Source organism: Streptomyces sp. Tu6071 (genome assembly GCF_000213055.1).
Taxonomy (GTDB): Bacteria; Actinomycetota; Actinomycetes; order Streptomycetales; family Streptomycetaceae; genus Streptomyces; species Streptomyces evansiae.
The window spans coordinates 2,342,606-2,362,406 of record NZ_CM001165.1; the positions used below are offsets into that span (position 1 = coordinate 2,342,606).

The window sequence follows — 19,801 nt, forward strand, 5'->3', positions numbered from 1 at the left end:
GTTCGCGCGTCTCCGTACGGCTCCGATGCCCGCCTACGGCGCTCGCGCGTTCCCGCACGGCTGTGCCGCTCAGGTCGTGTACGCCTCGAAGTCCCACAGGCGTCCCTCGTGGGCGGCAAGGGTGAGGGGATGGCCGGGTCCGAGCGTCCGCGCCGCGCCCGCCTCCGCGCGCGCCCGGAGCCGCTCCGCCGCCTCCGGCTCCCCACAGGCCGCCTGGCAGGCGGCTGTGTCGAGGGCGGCGGCGAGCGCCCAGGGGTGCGCGGGCCCCACGGCGGCCTCCAGGTCCGCGCGGGCCGCCTCGGCAAGGGTCAGCGCTGTTCCCGTGTCACCGCGCCGGTACGCCACCAGCGCGACGTTCCCGCGCGAGCCCGCCGTGAAGGGGTGCCCCGGGCCGAACGCGCGCGTGTACGCGGCCGCGACGCCCTCCACGAGCGCCCCCGCCTCGTCCAGGTCCCCGTGCTCGCGCAGGTGGCATGCGAGGCTGTCGCGGCAGAGCAGTGTCAACGGGTGCCGTTCGCCGTAGTAGCGCGCCGCACGGCTGGCGACGGAGGCGAGCGCGGCGCCCGCCTCCTCCGTCTCGCCGAGCCGGGACCGGCACAGCGCGAGGTTCTGCTCGGCGCGCAGGGTCTGGAGGTGCTCGGGCCCGAGGTGGCGTGCGTGTGCGGCCACGCTCTCCGTCAGGAGCCCGCGGGCCTCCTCGTAACGGCCGAGCAGGCGCAGGTCCAGGGCGTGCGAGAGGCCGGAGAAGAGCGTCCAGGGATGGGCGGGGCCGTGCACGGCGCGGCGCGCCGCGAGGGTCCGTTCGTCCAGGGCGCGGGCGCCCTCGTAGTCGCCGAGCAGGCACAGCGTCGCGGCGATGTTGTTGTCCGCGGTGAGCGTCTGGCTCGCGCGCTCGCCGAACAGCGCGCGGTACGTGCGCGCGACGTCCGTCGAGAGCGCGTACGCCTCGTCGTAGCGGCCGAGGCCGCGCAGGTCGGCGGCGAGGCCGCCGAGGGCGCGCGGGTAGCGCTCGTCCGCGACGCCTGCCCGGCGCAGGTGGTCCACCGCCGCGCGGTCCATTTGCTCCGTCGCGGTGTACTCCCCCCGGGCGCGCAGCACGTTGGCGTAGTGGTGGGTCAGATCCCAGAAGCGGGGGTGCTCGGCACCGAGGAGACGTTCCCAGGCGGCAAAGGTCTCCCTCCCCAGCTCCCGCCCCACCTCATCATCGCCCGAAAGGTACGTGTACCGCAGGCAGTTGAGGACGAGACGCTGGACGTCCTCGTCGGTGTCCTCATGGGCCCCGGCGTGAATGAGGTGCGGGACGAGTTCGGCGTAATGAGGCCAGTGCGCGGTGGCGGAAGGGGCCTCGGGGTCCGCGGCGGCGAGGGCGGCGCGAACGGTCGTGTCCAGCCGTTCCGCTGTGTCGGCGGGCACCCCGGCACGGGCGATCTGATGCACCATCCGGTGCAGATAGAACGTGTCCGCCTCCCCGGTTCCGTCCGCTTCCCCGGTCCTGTCCGCCGCCGTGAGGACGACGGAGTAGCGGAGCAACTCCTCGGCCGCCGTGTGCCAGGCCCGGCGGTCGCCGAGGAGGCTCTCCAGTTCCGGCGGGACCCGGTCCCCGGGCATGTCGCGCAGCACGTGGACCGGGATGCGCCCGGGGGCGAAGCGGGTGCACAGGCGGAGCAGGTCGAGCGCGCCGGTTCCGGTGTCCCTGAGCCGGTTGATGAGCAGGGTCCACGCGCTGTGGAAGGTCACGGGGAAGTCGGCGGAGAGCGAGACGTCGCCGGTCGCGGCGGCCGATTCCAGGCGTGCGAGGTACTCGGACACGCTCGCGCGCGAGCCGGCGAGCCAGCCCGCCACCTGGTCGAGGACGAGCGGGAAGTCGCCGACCGCCTCCGCGAGCGCGTCCGCGTCTTCGGCGCTCAGGCGCGGGGCCCGGCGCGCGACGAAGGCCACGGACTCCTCCCGGCTGAACGTGGGCACGTCGAAGAGGTGGGGCAGATGGCTCGCCCAGTCGCGGTCGCGCGAGGTGACGAGTACGTGTCCCGGCCCCTCGGGGAGCAGATCCCTGATCCGCTCGGGTTCGTCGGCCCCGTCCACGACGAGGAGCCAGGGCCGGGCGGTCCCGCCCCGGCGCAGCCGGTCCAGCGCGGTGCGCAGCCGGGTCCCGTACTCGGCTCCCGCCGTACGGGTCCCGAGGGCGTCGGCGAGTTCGGCGAGCCCGCGGCGGCAGGCGCTGCGGCTCTCGCCGCCGGTCCACCAGACCACGTCGTACTCGTTGCCGTAGCGGTGCGCGTACTCGGTGGCGAGCTGCGTCTTCCCGATGCCCGACAGGCCCCACAGGACCAGCCCGGTCCCGCGCGCGTCCGCCCGCGTCAGCGCGTGGCGCATCGCGTCCAGGGACCCGGCGCGTCCGGTGAAGCGCGGGTTGCGCGCGGGCACCCCACCCCAGGCGGTGCCGGGTTCGGCCGGGTGGCGGGGTCCGGGTGTCTCTCCCGGTGCGGGCGGCGGGGGTTCGGCGGGAAGGCCGAGGAGCGCGCCGAGCAGCCGCCCGGCGGACTCGGGCGGCTCCTCCGCGAGGTCCAGCAGCGGCCACGCGTGCTCCGCGAGCGGGGGGACGGGCCCGACGGCGAGGACGGCGAAGGCGCCGGGGCGCTCCGCCTCGGCCCGGTCCAGGGCGGCGGCCCACACAGGTGCGGTGTCCGCCCCGAGCTGTTCCGCGCCGAGCACGAGCAGGACCCGCCCCGCCTCCCCCGCGAGCGCGCGCAGCGCCCCGGGTTCCGGCGGCGGCCCCACCGGCAGGCCCCGCAGGCCGGTGTCCAGACCGTGCCGGGCGGTCCACGCCCCGGCCCAGGCGGCCCAGGGCCTGTCCCGCGCGGTGTGGGCGACGAGCACGTCGCACCCGGGGGGCGGGGCTTCCCCGGCGTCCTGGCGCGGGTCCTCGTACGGGACCGCCGGGAGGCGCACCGTGTCGTCGGGCGGGTCCTCGCCGCCCCCGGCTCCCGTCCGGACCGTCACCGGCAGAGCCGCGCTGTGCACCGGGACGCCGTGTTCGTTGGCGAGAGTGAGCCACAGCGTGAGTTCGCCGGTGAGGTCGCCGATGTCGAGGAGGAAGCGCGCGGGCCCGTAGGTGCCGCCGAAGCGGTGCAGGACGAGGACGGGTTCGTCGAGCGCCGTGCACCGGAGGAAGGGCTCCCCGTCGAGGCCGACCGTGAAGGCGAACTCCTCGGCCGGATAAGGCCAGTCGGCGGGGTCGGTGCCGTAGGGGCCGAGGAGGTCGACGGTGACGAGGTGGTGGCTGCCGGGCTCGGCCTCCTCCGGCCAGGCGACGAGCGGTTCGGTGATCAGCTCGGGGAGGTACCGCTGCTCGCTCACGCCCCGCCCGCCTCCTCCCCCGGCGCGGACGCCCCCGCTTCCTGCTCGCGCAGGCCGAGGAGCCCGTGCGGGTGACCGTAGTGGTGGAACATGTACGTGTACAGGAGCCGCCTGACCCGCCGTTGACCGGGGACGTCGAAGGCGTCGCCGTCGTAGAGCGTCGGCAGGCGGCGCAGGTCGGGGAAGGCGGCGGTCACCTCGGCGCGATGCCTGCGCAGGGCCTCGGCGAGCGAGATGCGGGGCGCCGCAGCGAGCATGGCCATGACCGCGTGCACCGTCTCGCGCGCCTCCGCGTCGTTGACCGCGCCCATCGCCACGACGCAGCCGGCCGCGCCCTTGCGCAGGAAGAGTTCCGTGAAGCCGCGCAGCCGGGCCTCGCCCTGCGCGCTGTTGTCGACGGACCGCCCCGAGTGGCAGGCGTTGAGGTACACGACGGGGTGCTGTCCGGCGAGCGCGCGCATCGGCCGGGTGTTGAGTTCGCGCCAGGTGGTGTTGCCGAGCCGCAGCTCGCCGAGGCGCTCGCCGAACGTGCCATGGCAGGCGACGTAGACGAGCCCGGTCTCCTCGGCGACGTCTTCCAACTGGTCCAGGAAGACGGGGAAACGGGTGTGCGAGGTGTGCGCGAAGGGCCGGAACGCCTCGGTGTCCCCGCTCATCCCCGCCTCGGTGTAGCTCAGCACGCGGCCGGGCCTCGGCGGCGCCGGCTCGGGCAGCCGTTCCCGCGGGTCCCGGACGATCCAGCGCGTCGTACGGAGCGTGGCGCCGAGCAGACGCGGGGGCGGCGAACCCGCGTGCTCGGCGTGCTCGGTCCGCTGGGCGGTGGGTCGTGCCGGGCGGCCGGGGAGCCACAGGAGTTCCCACGGGAGTTCGGAGCCCGTGTCGTCGCGGATGACGAGGCCGTGCCCGGGGCCGTGGGCGTCGGCGAGGCGCGCGAGCCAGTCGGTGAGGCGTTCGTGGCGCGCGGACCACTCGGCGACGGCGAGGAGGAGTTCGGAGGGGTCCTCGCCCTCGGAGTGAAGCCGGGCGAGCGTCAGGTCCGGGGCAATGAGCCGCTCCGGGTGCGGCGGCAGGTCGAGCGGCGGGTGCGCGCCGCACCAGCACCAGGCCCGCACCCGGTACGAGGTCAGGTCCCCGCTGCGCTCGCGCTGGACATGCATGAGGCTCAGCCCGGACGGCAGCCGGTGCCGCACGTCGATCCCGACCGCGCCGAGCCGGACCGGGCGTCGCGTCCGCGCGGCCTCGGCGACGTGCCTGGCCACCTCGCCCGCCTGCCGGGGCAAGGGGTGGAGGCGACGCAACGCGGCCCGCATCGCGGGGCCGGGACGGTGGGCGTCGGGAAGCTCGTCGTCCGTCACCACGCCTCCTCCCCCGCCGCGCCCGCAGAACCCGGCGCATTCCCCGCGCCGGCCGGAGCCGCCGGCGCGGGCAGCGCCAGCCGCTCCGCGCGCAGCGCCTCGGCGAACGCGGGGGTCAGCGCCGCCGCGTTCCCGGGGACGAGGAGCGTGACGCGCAGCCGGGTGCGGTCGAGCGCGGTGAGGCGCGCGGCCTGCGCCAGGCTGTCCCGTACCGCCCGGTCGCCCACGGGCACGGGCGGGAAGCGGCCCGAGAGGCTGCTGTCGAGCGGGACGTTGGCGCGCCCGTCGCTCGCGACGACGAGCCATGCCTCCACGAGCCTGCCGCCGTACTGGCCGAAGGCATGGCGCAGTTCGGCGGCGGCAAGCGAGAGGGCGTGCGGCAGAGGGGTGGCGCGGCCCGCCGGGCGGCGCAGCGCCGCGGCGAGGCGCGGGTCGAGCACACGGCGCGCGGCGAAGACCTCGGCGCGCAGTTCGTGCGCGGCACCCGCCGCGCCCGCCTCCACGACGCAGAGCCCGGCGCGTTCGCTGTAGGCCCAGTCGAGGAAGGGCCGCAGGCTCGCGCTCCAGTCGCCGCCGGGGCGGGCGGTGTGGTCGAGGAGCAGGACGAGCAGCCGCTCGGGGACGGGGGCGCGTACGTAGGCGCGCAGGTCCGCCGGGTCGATGCGCAGCCACCCCGCCGTCCCGCGCAGCGCCGCGAGGCGCGCCGCCTCGACGACGGTCGGCACCGGGGCCACCTCGCGCACGGTGCGCGCGCGCCGGGTGCCGATGACCGCGCCGTGCTCGCCGCCCGGCTCGGTGCGCGCACGCGGTCCGAGCGCGGTGCGGGCGGCGGTCGGCTGCTCGGTGTCCTCCGGGTACGGGGCCTCCGCGGCGCGCTCGGCCTCGACCGGCGCGGTGCCGATCGCCCGGGGCGGCGACGGTCTGCTGACGCGTTCCACGGGGCCCGGCGTGTTTCCCGCCACGGGCGGCGTGGGTCCGGACGCGGGCTCGCCGGCCGGGTCCCGGCGCGGGGCGCTCTCGGCGGGTACGGGGGCGGAGGGCAACGGGGCGTGGAGCCCGAGCACGGCGGCGGCCCGCTCGGCGTGCGCCCTCCCGGCCGCCGGGTCGCCGTCGAGCCGCGCGAGGCCGCGTGCGAGGCGCCCGAGGGCGAGCAGCCGCCGCCCTGTGGCCCGTTCCCCGCCCAGCTCCACGATCCGGGCGAGGGCGGCCTCGTCGAGCGGTACGCGGGCGGGGTCGGGCAGGGCGCGGCCTCTGCCGGGCACCCGCGTCCCGTGCCCCGCGAGTGCGGTCGGCGTCACGGACCGCAGGGCACGCGCCGCGCAGCGGAGCGGGAAGCGGTCGAGGAGATGGGCGGAGAGCTGGGCCGCGTCCTCGGTGGAGCAGCAGGCGAGCCAGCATGCGCGCGGGCGCAGTCGCAGGCGCAGGCCGGGGCGTTCGACGACGGTGTCCTCACTGCCGAGGAACTGGAGCGCCGCGCGCAGCCCGGCCGTGCTGAGGCGGCTCAGTTCGGGGACGACGACCAGCGGCGGTGGCCCCGGGGCCAGCTCGGCGGAGAGGAGGGCGCCGGGGGCGAGGAGCGGGGTCCCCTCGCCGCCGGGGCCGGCGCTGAGTCTCGTCCACAGGTCGGCGTCCCGCGCGCCCGCGCCGAGGTGGACGACGGGCGCGGGCCCCGCCCCGTCGCCGAGGAGGTCGCGGAGCACGGTGGTGACGACGGGCAGCAGTCCTGGCGGCGGGTCGAGGAGGAGGAGCCCGCCGAGTCCGGGGTCGGCGGCGGCGCAGACGAGGAGCGTCCGCAGTGCCTCGGCGGAGCCGGGCATCCCGTCCCGCCACGCCCCCGCCGCTCCCCCGGACAGCACCGCCCCCTTCGCCTCGGATGGGGCCGCCCCCGTCCCCTCCTCCCTCGTCATGCGCCGGTCGTGCCCAGGAGTTCGTCGAGGACCGCTTCCTCGGCCGGGGTCCAGCGGTGGCCGCCCTCCTGGGTGGTGTCGGGGCGGCGGTGGCGGAAGGCCATCGGGAGGACGGCACGCAGGTGCGCGGGGCTCGTCGTGATGGCGCCTTCGAGTGCGGCGAGCGCGCGGGCGGCCCGTATCGCCGTGAGGTCGCCCCGGTGCCCGTACACCTCCAGGCGGCTCGCGGCCTGCGCGCACAGCGAGAGCAGTTCCTCGGGGACATCGATGTGAGGGAGTGCCGCGCGGGCCCGGCCGAGCGCGGCGCGCCGCTCGGCGTCGGCGGCGCGGGCCTCGGCGAGCCACGGCGAAGTCCCGCCCGCGCGTTCGACGGCGCGCTCGGTGTCGAAGCGCAGTACCGTGCGGACCATGGCCTGGCGCTCGGCCGCGTCGAGTTCCGCGACGGGCACGAGGAGCCCGAAACGGTCGAGAAGCTGGGGGCGCAGGCCGCCCTCCTCCGGGTTCATGGTGCCGCACAGGGCGAAGGAGACGGCGCTGACGTCGTTCCTGCCCTCGCGCTGCACCGAGAGCACGCCGGTCGCCGCCGCGTCGAGTATGAGGTTCACGATGTGGTCGTCGAGGAGGTTGACCTCGTCGATGTAGAGGAGGCCGCGTTCGCCCGCCTCGGCGAGCAGGCCCGGCTGCTTGCTCGCCCTGCTGCGCAGCAGCGCGTCGAGTTCCCAGCCGCCGAGTACGCGGTCGTCCGTGGCGTTGATGGGGAGGGTGACCGGGAGGAGTCCCTCGGTCATGAGGCCGAAGGCGCGTACGACGGTGGACTTGGCGGTGCCGCGCTGGCCGCTGAGCAGCACGCCGCGGATCGCGGGCTCCACGTACTGGAGTTCCAGGGCGCGTTTCGCCGCCTCCTGCCCCACCACGAGGCCGTACGGCAGGATTTCCGGCCCGGGGTCGCGTGGGGCGGGGGGTTGTGGGGCGGGCATCAGGGGGTTTCCGGTGGGGGTGGGGCGGGTGTCGGGGTGGGGGGCTCCGCGTCGGTGAGGGTGGGGGGTGTGCGGCCCGGGGCCCAGCGGAAGGTGAGCTGGAGCTGAGCCTCCGCCGTGGACTTGGCGAGGCCGATCGTGCCTCCGGCCTCGACGCGGATGGCGAGTTGCAGCTCGACCTCCTCGGGGCGCACCGCGCGGCCGAGGGCGTTGAAGCGGGCGGCGGCCTGGCGGGCGCAGCGTTCGGCGAGGTCGAGAGCGTCGCCGTAGGAGTCGCGGACGATGGTGCCGACCCGTTGCGCGCCGTTGCCCCGGGCCCGTACGTCGTCCCACAGGCCGTCGTTCTCGCGCTGCGCGGGCAGCCCGGTGTCGACGAAGATCGGGATGTCCTCGTCCGGCGCGCTCCCCTGCCCGGCCGCTTCCGCCATGCTCTCCCCCTCGCCTCGCACCCCGGCACGTGCCTCAACTCCATTATTCCGCGAGGGAGTTGCTTTTCGTGTCGGAGTGCGGAATTCACCGGGCGGCGACGGCCGGTCCCCGGGGCCGCTCTCCGCGGCCCCGGGGTCCCCGCCGCGCTCCGTCAGGTCGTCTGCGGCTCGAAGTCCCAGAAGGGGCGCTGCCGGGAGCGGGCCGAGACGGTGTGGACGTGCTGCGGGCCGAGCGTCTGGGCGAGGTCGTCGAGCGCGGCCGACTCCTCCTTGTCGGCGGCCTCGCGCTTGCGCAGGGCGCGCAGGTCGGCGGCGTGCGCGATCCGGGCGCTGAGCGTGAGCGGGTGCGTACGGCCGAGGGACTCGGCGGCCTGCACCGCCGTCTTCGCCGTGAGGCGTTCCGCGCTCTCCACGTCGCCGAGGACGTTGCGGATCGCGGCGGTGTTGACGGCGCAGCCGAGGGACCACGGGTGCCAGGCGCCGACCGCGCGCTCCATCGTGACGAGCGCTTCCTCGCTCATCTCCAGGGCCTGTTCGCGCTCGCCGAGGTTGCGCAGGATGAGGGCGAGGTTGCCGCGCACCCCGGCGGTGTAGGGGTGCGCGTCGCCGAGGGTCCTGCGGTACGAGAGGTCGACGCGCTCGCCGGTCCTGCGCGCCTCGTCGATGTCCCCGTGCTCGCGCAGGAAGGAGCTGAGGCTCGCGAGGAAGAGGAGCGTCGTGGGGTGCCGGCCGCCGATGACGCGTTCGCAGCGTTCGACGACGGAGGCGAGCGCGATCCCGGCCTCCTGCCGCTGGCCCTGGCGGTAGCGGCCCATCGCGAGCCCGAACTCGGCGCGCAGGGTCTGCGGGTGGTCGCTCCCCATGACGAGCTGGTTCTCGCGGACGCTCATCTCCAGGTTGGAGCACGCTTCCTCGTTGCGCCCGAGCAGGCGCAGGTCGGTCGCGTAGGAGATCTCGGAGAACAGGGTCCAGGGGTGGCGCCGGGCGAGCAGCCTGCGGCGGTCCTCCAGGATGCGCCGGTCGATCGCGAGCGCGCCCTCGTAGTCGCCGAGGAGGCGGAGCGAGGCGGCGACGTTGTTCTGGGCGCTGAGGTAGCGGGAGTCCTCGGGGCCGACGAGTTCGCGGTAGGTGTCGGCGAGCCACACCGACAGCTCCTTGGCCTCCTCGAAGCGGCCGAGCCCGCGCAGGTCGGCGGCGAGTCCGCCGGCCGCGCGCAGGTGGTCGAGGTCCTCCTCGCCCTTGGTGCGGCGCAGGAACTCGACGGCCGGGCGCTCGATCCGCTCGGTGGGACCGTACTCGCCGAGGGTGCGCAGCACGTTGGCGTAGTGGTGGGTGACGTCCCAGACCCGGGGGTGCTCGGCGCCGAGGACCTCGCGCCAGGTCTCCAGGGCGCGCTGCCCGAAGGTCCGCCCGGCGTCGTACTCGCCCGAGAGGTACATGTACCGCAGGCAGTTGAGGACGAGGCGCTGCACGTCGGCGTCCGTGCTGTGCAGGACGTCGGCGTACTTGAGGTGCGGGACGATCTCGGCGTAGCGGGGCCAGTTGCGGGTGTCGGTGGGGCGGCCGGGGTCGGCGAGCGCGAGGGCGCGCCGCACGGTGTCGGCGAGACCGACGCCCTCCTCCGCCGAGATGTCGCTGTGCACGATTTGATGGACCATTCGGTGCAGGTAGAGGGATTCTCCGGACTGGGCGTCCTCGGTGGCCCCTTCGTGGGACTCCAGGCGGACGACGGAGTACTGGCGCAACTGGTTGACGGCCCTGTTCCAGCGGAGCGGGTCGTTGAGCAGGCCGACGAGCTGTTCCGGCACGCCCTTCGCGGGCAGGTCCCGCAGGAACCACACGGGGATGAGGCCGGGGGCGAAGTACGTGCACAGGCGCAGCAGGTCGATGGACTCGGGCACGGTGTCCCTGAGCCGGTTGAGCAGTATGCTCCACGCGGTCTGGAAGGCCGCGGGGAAGTCGGCGGAGACCTTGACGACGCTCGTGTCACCGCCCTCCTCCAGCAGTGCGATGTACTGCTCGATGGAGATGTCCGAGTCGTTGAGCCAGCCGGCGGCCTGGTCGAGGACGAGCGGCATGTCGCCGAGGGCCTCGGCGAGCCGGTCGGCCTCCGCCTCGTCGAGGCGCGGTGCCCGGCGGCGGATGAAGGCGACGGACTCGTCGCGCGCGTAGACCGGCACGTCGAGCAGCCGGCTGTTGTGCTGGCTCCAGTCGGTGTTGCGGGAGCTGATCAGGACGTGTCCGGGGCCGGTCGGGAGCAGGTCCCAGACCTCCTCGGGCTCGTCGGCCCCGTCCACGACGATGAGCCACTTGGCGTACGGGTCGCCGCGCCGCAGCGCGTCGAGCGCGGCGCGCAGCCGCTCGCCGTACTCGTCGCCCGTGCGCAGGCCGAGGGCGGTGGACAGCTCGGCGAGGCCGCGCCGGTAGGTGCCGCGGTTCTCCGCGCTGATCCACCACACGACGTCGTACTCGGAGCCGAAGCGGTAGACGTACTCGGCGGCGAGCTGTGTCTTGCCGACGCCCGACATGCCGTTGAGGGTAAGGACGCCCGCGCCCTCACCGGCCTCCGAGAGGTAGTGGTACGCCTCGTTCAGCAAGGTCTCGCGGCCCGTGAAGCGGGTGTTGCGGCGCGGGACGGCGCCCCAGACCTCGGGGGTGTCGAGGGGGAACCGGGGTCCCGGGGTCGCGTTGACGCGGGCGGGGAGGCGGTCGGTGGGCAGGCCGAGGGCGAGCAGCACGCGGCGCTCGGCCTCGCGCTCGCCGATGCCGGTCAGCTCGGAGGGGGCGAGCGCCGTGGTCGCGGTGGGCAGGGCGCCGCTCGCGACGCTCACGGCGGCGAAGCGCGCGCGGTGCGGCGGGACGACGTTGCGCAGCGCGGTGTTCCACTCGGGCACGGTGCGGGGGCCGAGCTGGAAGTACCAGTCGCTGAGGATCAGGAGGACCTTGCCCGGCGCGAGCACCAGGTCGGCGAAGCTCGTCTCCAGGCTCTCGGAGACCGGCGGGTCCCAGCGCTGGAAGGACACCTGGTACCCGCGCAGGTTGAGGCGGTGACCGATCCAGGCCGCCCAGGCGCGGTTGAAGCCGGCGAAGCTGATCGTGATCGGCTCCGTGACCGGCGGCCGGCCGGCACCACCGCTCGTGCCTGTCCCCGTTGTCATACGACACCCTCCCGGCTGCGTCCCGGCCCCGCGGCGCCGGGCCCTTCGCCTGCCTCGCGGTGGTCACACCGCGAGTGGTTCGATTCCACTCAACGTACCGTGCGGTGAAGCTTTTTCACGAGTCGTCAGAAGGCTTCGTGAGCACCTTTCCCCGCTGTTCGCCCGAACGCGTGAAAGGCACTCCTGTCCCGCTCCCTGCGCCACGCGCCGCGCTTCGTGTCGACGTACGCGCGGGCCCGCGCGAGGTGCCCGGCGGGAGGTGCGGTGCGGGACAGCTCGAGGTGCACGGCGACCATGCCGTCGGCGAAGGCCCGGCCCTCCGGGGTGAGCACCTCGGAGCCCACGAGCTGGGGCAGCGCGGCGGCCACCATCTCGTGGCAGCGCGCGTGCTCCGCCCAGGCGTGCTCGCGTTCGGGTCCCTCGGGGCCGCCGAGCGCGTACGCCTGCCACCAGTGGGCGAGGGCGAGGTGGCTGTAGATGCCCTGCAGGAGGCCGTCGAAGGGGCGGGGGTCGGGGCGCCAGGGGGCGAAGTAGACGGCGGCGGGGCCCGCCTCGTGCAGGTGGGTCAGCTCGCCGAGCGCGGAGAGCTTGGCGTGCCCGAGTTCGTGGACGAGGAGCGCGGCGAAGGCGACGGGGCTCGGCGGGACGCTCGCGAGGACCACGCCGAAGGCGTCCTTGCGGGTCGCGCTGCAACTGCCCCCGGCGGGGTCGCCCGCGCGGCTCGTCGGGGTGCGCAGCGGGACGAGGGAGTGGAGCAGCCGCGTGGCCTCGGCGAGGCGGTGCGGTCCGCCGAGCGCGAGGAGCGGCGCGGTGCCCGCCCAGCTCTCGTACCAGGGCTTGCGGCTCGCGTCGTCGAGGGTCACGGGCTCGCTCAGGGAGTGGTGGCGCACTCCCGGCGCGGCGCGGTAGGGCCCGGTGTCGTCGAGCGGTACGGGGCGGGCGCCGGGGACGAGCGGGGGCAGGGCGTGCGGCGGGAGCCAGTCGGCGTCGGCCGACCAGGTGCTGTGCCCCGGGCGGGTGAAGACGGTGACGCGCCGTTCGCCGCGGGGTGTGAGCCGTATCGCGCCCTCGGTGTGCGCGGCCATGACGCGCAGGGGGTGCGGGCCGGGGACGCGCAGGGTGCCCATCCCGGGGAGGGCGAGGGCGCCGTCGTACGCCGTGAGTTCCGTCGTGACGGGGAGTCCGGCGGCGACGGCGGCGGCGAAGGCGAGGGCGCTGAAGTGCGCGAGGCCGCGCTCGCGGTCGCCCGGGGCGGGCTCGCGGGCGGTGACGGCGGCGAGGGTCTGGCGGGCCCAGGGGCCCGTGAGGGGGTGGAGGAGCAGGGCGCGGACGTGCGCGGCGGCCTCGGGACTCTCGGCCTCGGCCGCCTCCAGGAGGGCCCAGTCGGCCGCGGCGCGGCGCCCTTCGGCGGGCGCGACGCGGGCCGGGGCGGCATCGGTGACGGTGTCGAGCAGCGCCCGCAGCAGCAGGAGCCTGCGGTTGGCCTGGTCGTGGACGAGGTGGTCGAGGGTCGCCTCGCCGCCCTCGGTCCTGGCGAGTTCGCCCAGCACCGACGGCGGCACGACGGACGGGAGGACGGACGGACCGGAGGGCGGTACGGACGGCGGGACGGCGCGCGTCATCGGCTGGCTCCTGGGACGGGTGCCGGCCGCGGCTCGCCGGGCGCTCCCCGCGCCGCCCGGTCCAGGGCGACCGCCACGTGGCGGATGAACTTCTTCAGGTCGGCGCAGTACACGGAGGGGTGGGCGAAGCCGCCGCCCTCGCGGTAGCGGTGCGCGTAGTGCCCGCCGCCGCAGACGGTGAGCAGCGGGCAGGCGCGGCACTCGGCGGCGAGCGCGGCGGCGCCGGACTGGCGGGCGCGGACACCGGGGTGGCCGAGGGCCGTGTCGAAGGAGTGGGCGAAGACGTCGAGCCCGGTGGCCGCGGCGCCCTCGTAGGCGGACTTGAGGGAGTCGACCTGCTCGATCGCGCCGTCCGTCTCGACGACGACGGCGGTGAAGGGGTCGAGGCCGAGGGACTCGGTCGCGGCGGGGCGGCCGAGGAGGAGGGCGAGGCACTCCTCGAAGAGCCGTATCCGGGTGGTGCGGCGCGGGGCCTGCCACCAGGCGTCGAAGACGGCGCACAGCCAGTCGGCGTACGGCGTCGGCCCGCCGTCGGGGCCCCGCGCGGCGTCGATACCGGGCGGCGGGCTGGACCAGTTGCCGTGCGGGAGGAGCAGGTCGAGCGCGGGCGGGCCCAGGGCGAGGAGCGAGGTGTACAGCTCCACGGGGTCCGTGAGCGGGTCGACGACTGTGAGGATGCCCGCGTACGCGTCGGGGTGCGCGGCGAGGAGGCGGGCCGCGCCGCGCGCGGCGCGGAAGGAGGGGCGCCCGGCGTGGTCGACGCGCTGCCTGTTGTGCGCGGCCCTGCCGCCGTCGAGGCTCAGCCCGACGCGGATGCCCGCCGCGCCGAGCGTGCGCAGGGCGGCCTCGCTGAGGAGGGTGCCGTTGGTCTGCACGGTGACGTGCACCTCGCACCCGGCGGGGACGGCGGCGCGGACCTGCTCCGCCAAGGCGGCGAGCGGTCCCGCGCCGCCGAGGAGCGGCTCCCCGCCGTGCAGCACGAGCGAGACGGCGGGCAGCGCGTGCGCCGCCGCGTGCTCGCCGATGCGCCGCGCGGTGTGGGCGCGCACCTCGGGCGAGGCGGTGGCGGGGCGGGCGCGCCAGCTCGTGTCGGGGCCCTCGTAGAGGTAGCAGTAGCGGCAGGCGAGATTGCACCTGCTGTGCGTCTTGAGGATGAACTGCCGGAAGGGATACGGGGCTTCGCCCGCTCCCCCGCTGCCGTCCCGGTGCTCGTGGCCCGGCGCGGAGGGGGTCGTCGCTCGCACTGCTCGCTCCCCCAGGTCCGGTCGAGGGGCGGTCCCGCGCCCCGTGTGGTGGGTCTCCCGCTCGCTGTACGGGGCGAAACCTCGTACGGGCCCGATGTCCTGTTCGCCGCGCCGCCCGTCCGAAACCGGGAGCCCGCGTGGGAGCGGGTGCCAGGGCGGGAGCGGGTGCCAGGGCGGGAGCGGGCGCGCCCGCGCGGGTGCGGGGGGCGGGGCCGGGAGCGGATGCCTTTACTGAGCACGCGCCCTTCCGGAGCAGGTGCCCTTCCGGGCCACGTCCCCTCCGGGCCACTCCCCTCCGGGCCACGTCCCTTCCGGGCCAGGTGCCCCGTCCGGGCGGGTCCCCGCCGCCCGCGAGGGCGGACGGGCCGCTCACATCGCGTTGTTGAACCCCCACAGCATCTCGCTCGAACTCCCCGCCCGCTCCCGGAGCCCGTCGAGCACTTCGCTCAGGACCGGGTGGTCGAGGGCGCGCAGGGCGCGCAGGTCGAGTGCGGTGAGGTCGGGGAGCGCCTCGTCCTGGCCGGGTGCTCCGCTGCTGTCGTGCGTCATGGGGTTCCCCCTCGTCGATGCGGCTCGGTGCGGAGCGGGACGGCGCTGTCCCGGACCCGGGCGCCCTGCCCGCCCCGGCCCCCGCGGACGGCGGCGGCGTGCGGCACGGTCCCGCTCGCGCGTCCGTCGAGGCGGCGCGCGCCGGTCAGTTCGCGGGCCGGTTCGCTAGGTCCTCCAGCTCCTGGGCGGTCTGCCGGGGGGTGGGTTCGCCCATGGCCTCCATGCCCGTTGGCAAGCGTTTCCATTCCTCCAGCGCGGCGAGGTAGGCGGTACGGGCCGCGCGCGGCTGGGCGGCGCCCGCGTAGTCGCGGCCCAGCCAGTGGTGGGCCTGCGCGGTGCGCGAGACGGCCGTGGCGCGCTCGCGGTCGGTCGTGGCCTCCTCCTGGGCGCGGCGCCCGGCGCGGGCCGCGGCGCGGAAGACGTCGGCCGCCTCCCCGTACCGGGCGAGGCGGCTCGCGCCGGTCGCCGCGCGCAGGAGGCACTGCCCCCACTCCAGGTGCGCGGTCGCCGCCGGCAGCGGTTCGCGGGTGCGGCGGGCGGCGAGGCCGAGGTGGAACTCGGCCTCGCGCAGGTCGACGCGGTCGCCCGTGAGGTGGTGGCGGTGGACGAGGGCGCGGCCGAGGAGGAGTTCGCGGTGCGGTGCCGCGCTGTGGCGGCTGCCCGTCTCGGTGAGGCAGGTGCGCAGCACCTGGACGGCGCGGGTGGCGCGGGCGAGCCGGGCGGCGGGATCGCCGTCGCCGAGGCGGGCGCGGTCCAGGAGGGTCTGGCCGTACTCGGCGAGGAGGCGGGTGTGCGCCGCGCTGTCGCGCGGGATGCCGGGCAGCGCCTGGTCGAAGTGCTCGGCGGCGGCGTCGAGTTCGGCCGGGTCGGCGTTCTCGGTGTAGCGGGCGCGGTGCAGGCGCGCGGTGCGGGCGAGGAGTTCGCTGCGGTGGCGGGCGCGGGCGCCGGGGAGGGCGGTGGCGAGCCTGCGGGCCGCCTCGGCGAGCCCCTCGGGGCCCGAGGCGAGGAGGGCGTCGACGAGGTCGAGGACGACGGCGGGCCGGTCCTCGGGGCGCAGCGCCGACTCGTCGTGCGCCGGGGGCGTGACGTCGAGCGCGGTGCGCAGCGAATGCGCGGCGCGCCGGGCCCGGACGCGGGCGTCGGCACCGGCGCCCGCGAGCCCGGCGAGGCGCAGGAGGAGCCGTCCGTGGGCGAGGGCGAGCAGGGCGGGGACCTCGTTCTCCTCGCCCTCGCGCGCGTCGGCGAGCGCTTCGAGCATTCCGACGCCGCTCTGGAGCAGCGAGCTGTCCCCGCTGATGCGGAACTGGCTCTCCAGGACGCCGACGCGCTCCAGGGTGAGCCGCAGGGCGTGCGCGGGGTCGAGCCCGGGCGCGGCGCAGGCGGCGGCGTACTCGCGTTCGGCGGCGCGCAGCAGGTCGAGCGCCTCGGCCCGGGAGCCCTGGCGGCGCGCGTCCTCGGCGAGCGCGGCGAGGACCTGGGCGAGGACGGCGCGGTGCGCGGGCGCGTGCGACGCGGCGACGGCGGCCTCGGCGTGGCCGCGCGCCTCCTGGAGCATCGCCTCGCCGCGTTCGACGCGCCACAGCCGCAGCAGGGTCGCCGCGCACGTGGCGAGGAGTTCGGGCGCGGGCTGTTGCTGCTGGCGCACGGCGCTGCGCAGGAGCTGGGCGGCGTCCATGAGGGACTGGACCATGCCGTGCCGCTCGTACTCGGCGACGAGGCCGTCCGCGGCGCCGAGCGCGGGGTGCGGGAGGCCGCCGTCGCCCGCGGGCAGGGGCGACACGGGCAGGAACCGCCGCAGCACCTCGGCGGCGACCTCGGCGAAGGGCTGCGGTACGCCCTCGGGGCCGCGCGCGGCGGACTCCTCCTCGTCCCCCGCGCCGTCCGGACCCTCGTACGGCGCGTCCGCCGCGTCCTCGTACCCCTCGCCGCCGGTGACCGGGAGCCGGTCCCGCTCGGCGGGGGGCGGCAGGGCGGGGCCCCCGTCGAGCTGGGCGAGGGCGAGCGCGGGGAAGTTGGGGCCGCCCTTGCCGAAGTGCTGGGTGACGTACTCGGAGCAGTGCTTCAGGATGAGCGCGGCCTCGTCCCTGCCGAGCGGGCCGAGGAGCGCCTCGCGCACGCCGGGCGCGAAGGCGTACCAGGGCCCCGTCGCGGGGTCCTCGTCGCTCTGCCTGAGGAGTCCGCCGAGGAGGACTTCGGCGAGTTCGGCGGGCCCGGAGCCGGGGAGCATGGTGCGCTGCACGAGCTGCATGACGGGCAGCGAGAGCGGGGCGGCGGCGAGGTGGGTCGCGAGGCGGCCCGCGAGCGGCGAGGCGGCGGCGCGGAAGCGGCTGACGCGCTGGAGCGCGGGCACCTCGGCGCTGCGCTCCGGGGCGGCCCCGGCGGGCTGGTCGGGGCGCACCCAGCCGATGGCCCCGGTGACGGCGCCGCCGCCGCGTCCCGTCATGAGCCGCGCCCAGGAGGCGAGCGCGGCTGGCACCGGCGGGACGACGGGCACGGGCAGGGCCTCGGGCGAGGGGCGCATGGTGCCTTCGGCGACCTGGAGCCGCCCGGTGCCCGTGCGGGTGAGGCGGCCGAAGACGACGGGGAGCCGCGTGCGGTTCCACAGGCGTTGCGGGAGCGGCTGGAGGACGGAGACCGGTCCGGAGCGGGCGAGGCGGTGCAGGAGCCGGTGGCCCTGCCCGGTGCGCCACAGCTCGCCCGCGCAGTCGCTCACGACGAGGGTGAGGCTGCGCCCGGTGGGGTCGGCGAGGCGTTCGGGGGCGTAGCGGGGGCCCGCGCCGGGCGCGGCGGCGAGGGCGAGCGGCGCGCCCGGACCGGGACCCTCGTGGAGGTAGTGGCAGCGGATACCGGCGAAGGCGCCGAGCTGCGAGAAGACCTGCCGCAGCTCCTCGAACATGCGCTCCCACACGCGCATCGAGGGGGAGGCCTCGAGGACGAGGTGGAGGGTCGCCTCGCGGCGCTCGACGGTGCGGTAGACGGGGAGGACGAGGCCGCCGGCGCGGGCGGAGAGTTCGGCGGTCGCGGTCTCGTCGAGCACCTTGCGCCGCCGGGTGCCCGCCGTGCGGAAGCGCTGGAGGGGGCGCAGGGCGCGCTGGAGGTCGAGCGTGGAGCCGAAGGCGGGCGCGGCGGGCACGCCGATGCGCAGCCCGCGGCCGGGCACGAGGTCGCCGACGGCGTAGGCGGAGCCCTCGGCCGGGCCGACACGCGCCCCGGAGCCGTCCGCCGGCCCGGTGCGCCCGGCGTAGAGCCCGACGGTCCCGCCGGTCCGGCCCACTTCGTGCGACGGCGGCTCCTCGGGCGGCGAGGGCGGCGCGGGCGGTACGGGTCCCGGGGGCAGCGGTGCGGGCGGTACGTCGCTCTCCGGGGCGCCCCGCTCCCCCGTACCGTCCTCGCCCGGGGGCCCGCCGATGCGGCCCGCGAGCCACAGCGCGTCGCCGAGTTGTTCGGCGTCGGGGTCGAGTCCGGCGGTGCGCAGGGTGAGGACGAAGGAGGAGAGGGGGGACGGCGGGGCGGCGCGCGGTGCCCGGGGTGTGCCGTCCGCCTGGCCCGGCGGGCCCGCGAACCCCGGCGGGGCGAAGGGAGCGCGCGGGGCGGGGGCGGGGCCTTGGTCGTGGGCGGGGCGCTGATCGTGAGCGGCGCGCTCTTCGTGGGCGCCTTGTTCGTGGGCGGCGCGCTGTTCGTGGGCGGCGCGCTGTTCGTGAGCGCCCCGCGACGCGTCAGCGCCCCGCGACGCGTCAGCGGTCCCCGGTTCGCCAGCGCCCCCCGGCGCGTCTGCCGCTCCCGGTGCACCGGCCGCGGACCCCGTGCCCCACCCGGTCTCCCCGGCTTCCGGCGCGTCCCCCGTCCTGTGACGCCCCGCCGCCCCGGCCCCCGTTCCGTGCGCGTTCCCCGGCTCGTCCTCCAGCCCGGACCCCGCCCCGTGCGCCTCCCTCGGCCCGGGGCCCGCCCCGTACCCCCGTGCCGTGCCGCGACCGGGGAGCGGGCGCGGGAGGGGGCCGGGGTCGGCGGGGCCCTCGGCGCGGTCGTCCCCGTGGTGCGGCATGGCGAAGTCGCGCATCGGGGTCACCTCGGGCGGTCGAGTCGCTGGATGAGGAGTTCGGCGAGGCGGTCGCGGTCGAGCCCGGGGGCCGCGCCGGTCAGGTGGATCGCGTTGAGGAGCTGGTCGGCGGCGAGGAGTTCGGTCTGCGAGCGCTCCAGGAAGCGCGCGATGAGGTCGTCCGCGTCGCGCTCGCGCTCGCGGCCGAGGTGGGCGCGGACGAAGTTGGCGAGGCGTTCGTGGTCGGGGCGGCCCAGTTCCAGGTGGATGCAGCGGCGCAGGAGCGGCGCGGGGAAGTCGCGTTCCTCGTTGCTCGTGAGCACGACGAAGGGGAAGTGGGTGCAGGCGACCCTGCCGTCCTTGATCCGCACCTTGCGGCCGTCCGAGGTGAGCACCTCGGCCTCGTTGCCCGGGAGCCGGTCGGCGAGCCGCTGGAGTTCGGGGATGACGAACTCGCCCTCCTCCAGGATGTTGAGGAGGTCGTTCGGGAGGTCTATGTCGCTCTTGTCCAGCTCGTCGACGAGGAGGACGCGGGGGCGCGCGGAGGGGAGCAGCGCGGTGCCGAGCGGGCCGAGCCTGATGTAGTCGCCGATGCGCTCGGGGGCGCCGGGGCCCCCGGCCGCGGCCTCCGGGTCGTGCGCGGCGATCTGCACGTCCTGGAGGCGCGCTATCGCGTCGTAGTGGTAGAGGCCGTCCTGGAGCGAGGTGCGGCTGACGATGGGCCAGCGCAGGACGTCGCCGAGGCGCAGTTCGTCGGCCACGGAGTGCGCGAGCGAACTCTTGCCGACGCCGGGGCCGCCCGTGACGAGGAGGGGGCGGCGCAGGTAGAGCGCGGCGTTGATCACTTCGAGTTCCTCGGCGCCGGGGCGCAGCGAGACGGTGTGGGCGCGGTGCGCGCCGAGCCTGCGGGTCTCGGCGCCGCCGGGCGTCTCGCTCGCGCGGTGCCGGAAGTCGCGCCACGGCGGCGGCGCGGGGAGCCGGTCGATCCCGTCGTGGGGTTCCCCCGCGCCCCGGTAGACGAGCCACTCCCCGGCCACGGGACCGGGTTCCTCGGACACTGCGGCCTCACTCATGATCGGCTCCCTCGTCACTGGTCTGCGGCGCTCGGTCGTCTCGTCTCGTCGTCGGGCCCGCCGGGTGCCCCGGGTGCGGGGCGCCCCGGCCGTAC

11 protein-coding genes are annotated in these 19,801 nt (G+C 76.6%); all 11 read right to left on the reverse strand.

Translation table 11 applies throughout. The features are described from left to right. Window positions 1-69 precede the first annotated feature (69 nt). Window positions 70-3,357, reverse strand: a complete 3,288-nt coding sequence (gene fxsT / locus STTU_RS09460; RefSeq protein WP_106432123.1) for an FxSxx-COOH system tetratricopeptide repeat protein — start codon at window positions 3,355-3,357, stop codon at window positions 70-72. After that, window positions 3,354-4,712, reverse strand: coding sequence for a CHAT domain-containing protein (locus STTU_RS09465; protein ID WP_234019197.1), 1,359 nt, complete (start codon window positions 4,710-4,712; stop codon window positions 3,354-3,356). Before STTU_RS09465 ends, fxsT (STTU_RS09460) begins: the two co-directional genes overlap by 4 nt. Then, on the reverse strand, window positions 4,709-6,619 hold the full coding sequence (locus STTU_RS09470; protein ID WP_052862342.1) for a hypothetical protein: 1,911 nt from the start codon (window positions 6,617-6,619) through the stop codon (window positions 4,709-4,711). Before STTU_RS09470 ends, STTU_RS09465 begins: the two co-directional genes overlap by 4 nt. After that, entirely contained in the window at window positions 6,616-7,596 is a 981-nt protein-coding gene (locus tag STTU_RS09475; RefSeq protein WP_007822155.1) for an AAA family ATPase, read from the reverse strand. Before STTU_RS09475 ends, STTU_RS09470 begins: the two co-directional genes overlap by 4 nt. Next, entirely contained in the window at window positions 7,596-8,024 is a 429-nt protein-coding gene (locus STTU_RS09480; RefSeq protein WP_007822157.1) for a CU044_2847 family protein, read from the reverse strand. The genes STTU_RS09475 and STTU_RS09480 overlap by 1 nt, the downstream gene beginning before the upstream one ends. 152 nt (window positions 8,025-8,176) lie before the next feature. Next, complete coding sequence (fxsT, locus tag STTU_RS09485; RefSeq protein WP_043254683.1) at window positions 8,177-11,182, reverse strand: FxSxx-COOH system tetratricopeptide repeat protein; 3,006 nt, start codon at window positions 11,180-11,182, stop codon at window positions 8,177-8,179. A gap of 125 nt (window positions 11,183-11,307) precedes the next feature. Beyond that, window positions 11,308-12,804: an aKG-HExxH-type peptide beta-hydroxylase gene (locus STTU_RS09490; protein WP_052862343.1), complete on the reverse strand. Its 1,497-nt coding sequence runs from the start codon at window positions 12,802-12,804 to the stop codon at window positions 11,308-11,310. Next, window positions 12,801-14,048 (reverse strand): FxsB family cyclophane-forming radical SAM/SPASM peptide maturase, encoded by a 1,248-nt coding sequence (locus STTU_RS09495; RefSeq protein ID WP_007822165.1) that lies wholly within the window; start codon window positions 14,046-14,048, stop codon window positions 12,801-12,803. Before STTU_RS09495 ends, STTU_RS09490 begins: the two co-directional genes overlap by 4 nt. Before the next feature lie 369 nt (window positions 14,049-14,417). Beyond that, a complete protein-coding gene (gene fxsA / locus STTU_RS09500) occupies window positions 14,418-14,597 on the reverse strand; it encodes an FxSxx-COOH cyclophane-containing RiPP peptide (protein WP_007822167.1) in 180 nt (59 codons plus the stop codon). Window positions 14,598-14,742: 145 nt separating this feature from the next. Beyond that, window positions 14,743-18,654, reverse strand: a complete 3,912-nt coding sequence (locus tag STTU_RS09505) for an SAV_2336 N-terminal domain-related protein (protein WP_007822168.1) — start codon at window positions 18,652-18,654, stop codon at window positions 14,743-14,745. Between the two features lie 5 nt (window positions 18,655-18,659). Beyond that, on the reverse strand, window positions 18,660-19,706 hold the full coding sequence (locus STTU_RS09510; RefSeq protein ID WP_052862344.1) for an AAA family ATPase: 1,047 nt from the start codon (window positions 19,704-19,706) through the stop codon (window positions 18,660-18,662). Window positions 19,707-19,801: the final 95 nt, after the last annotated feature.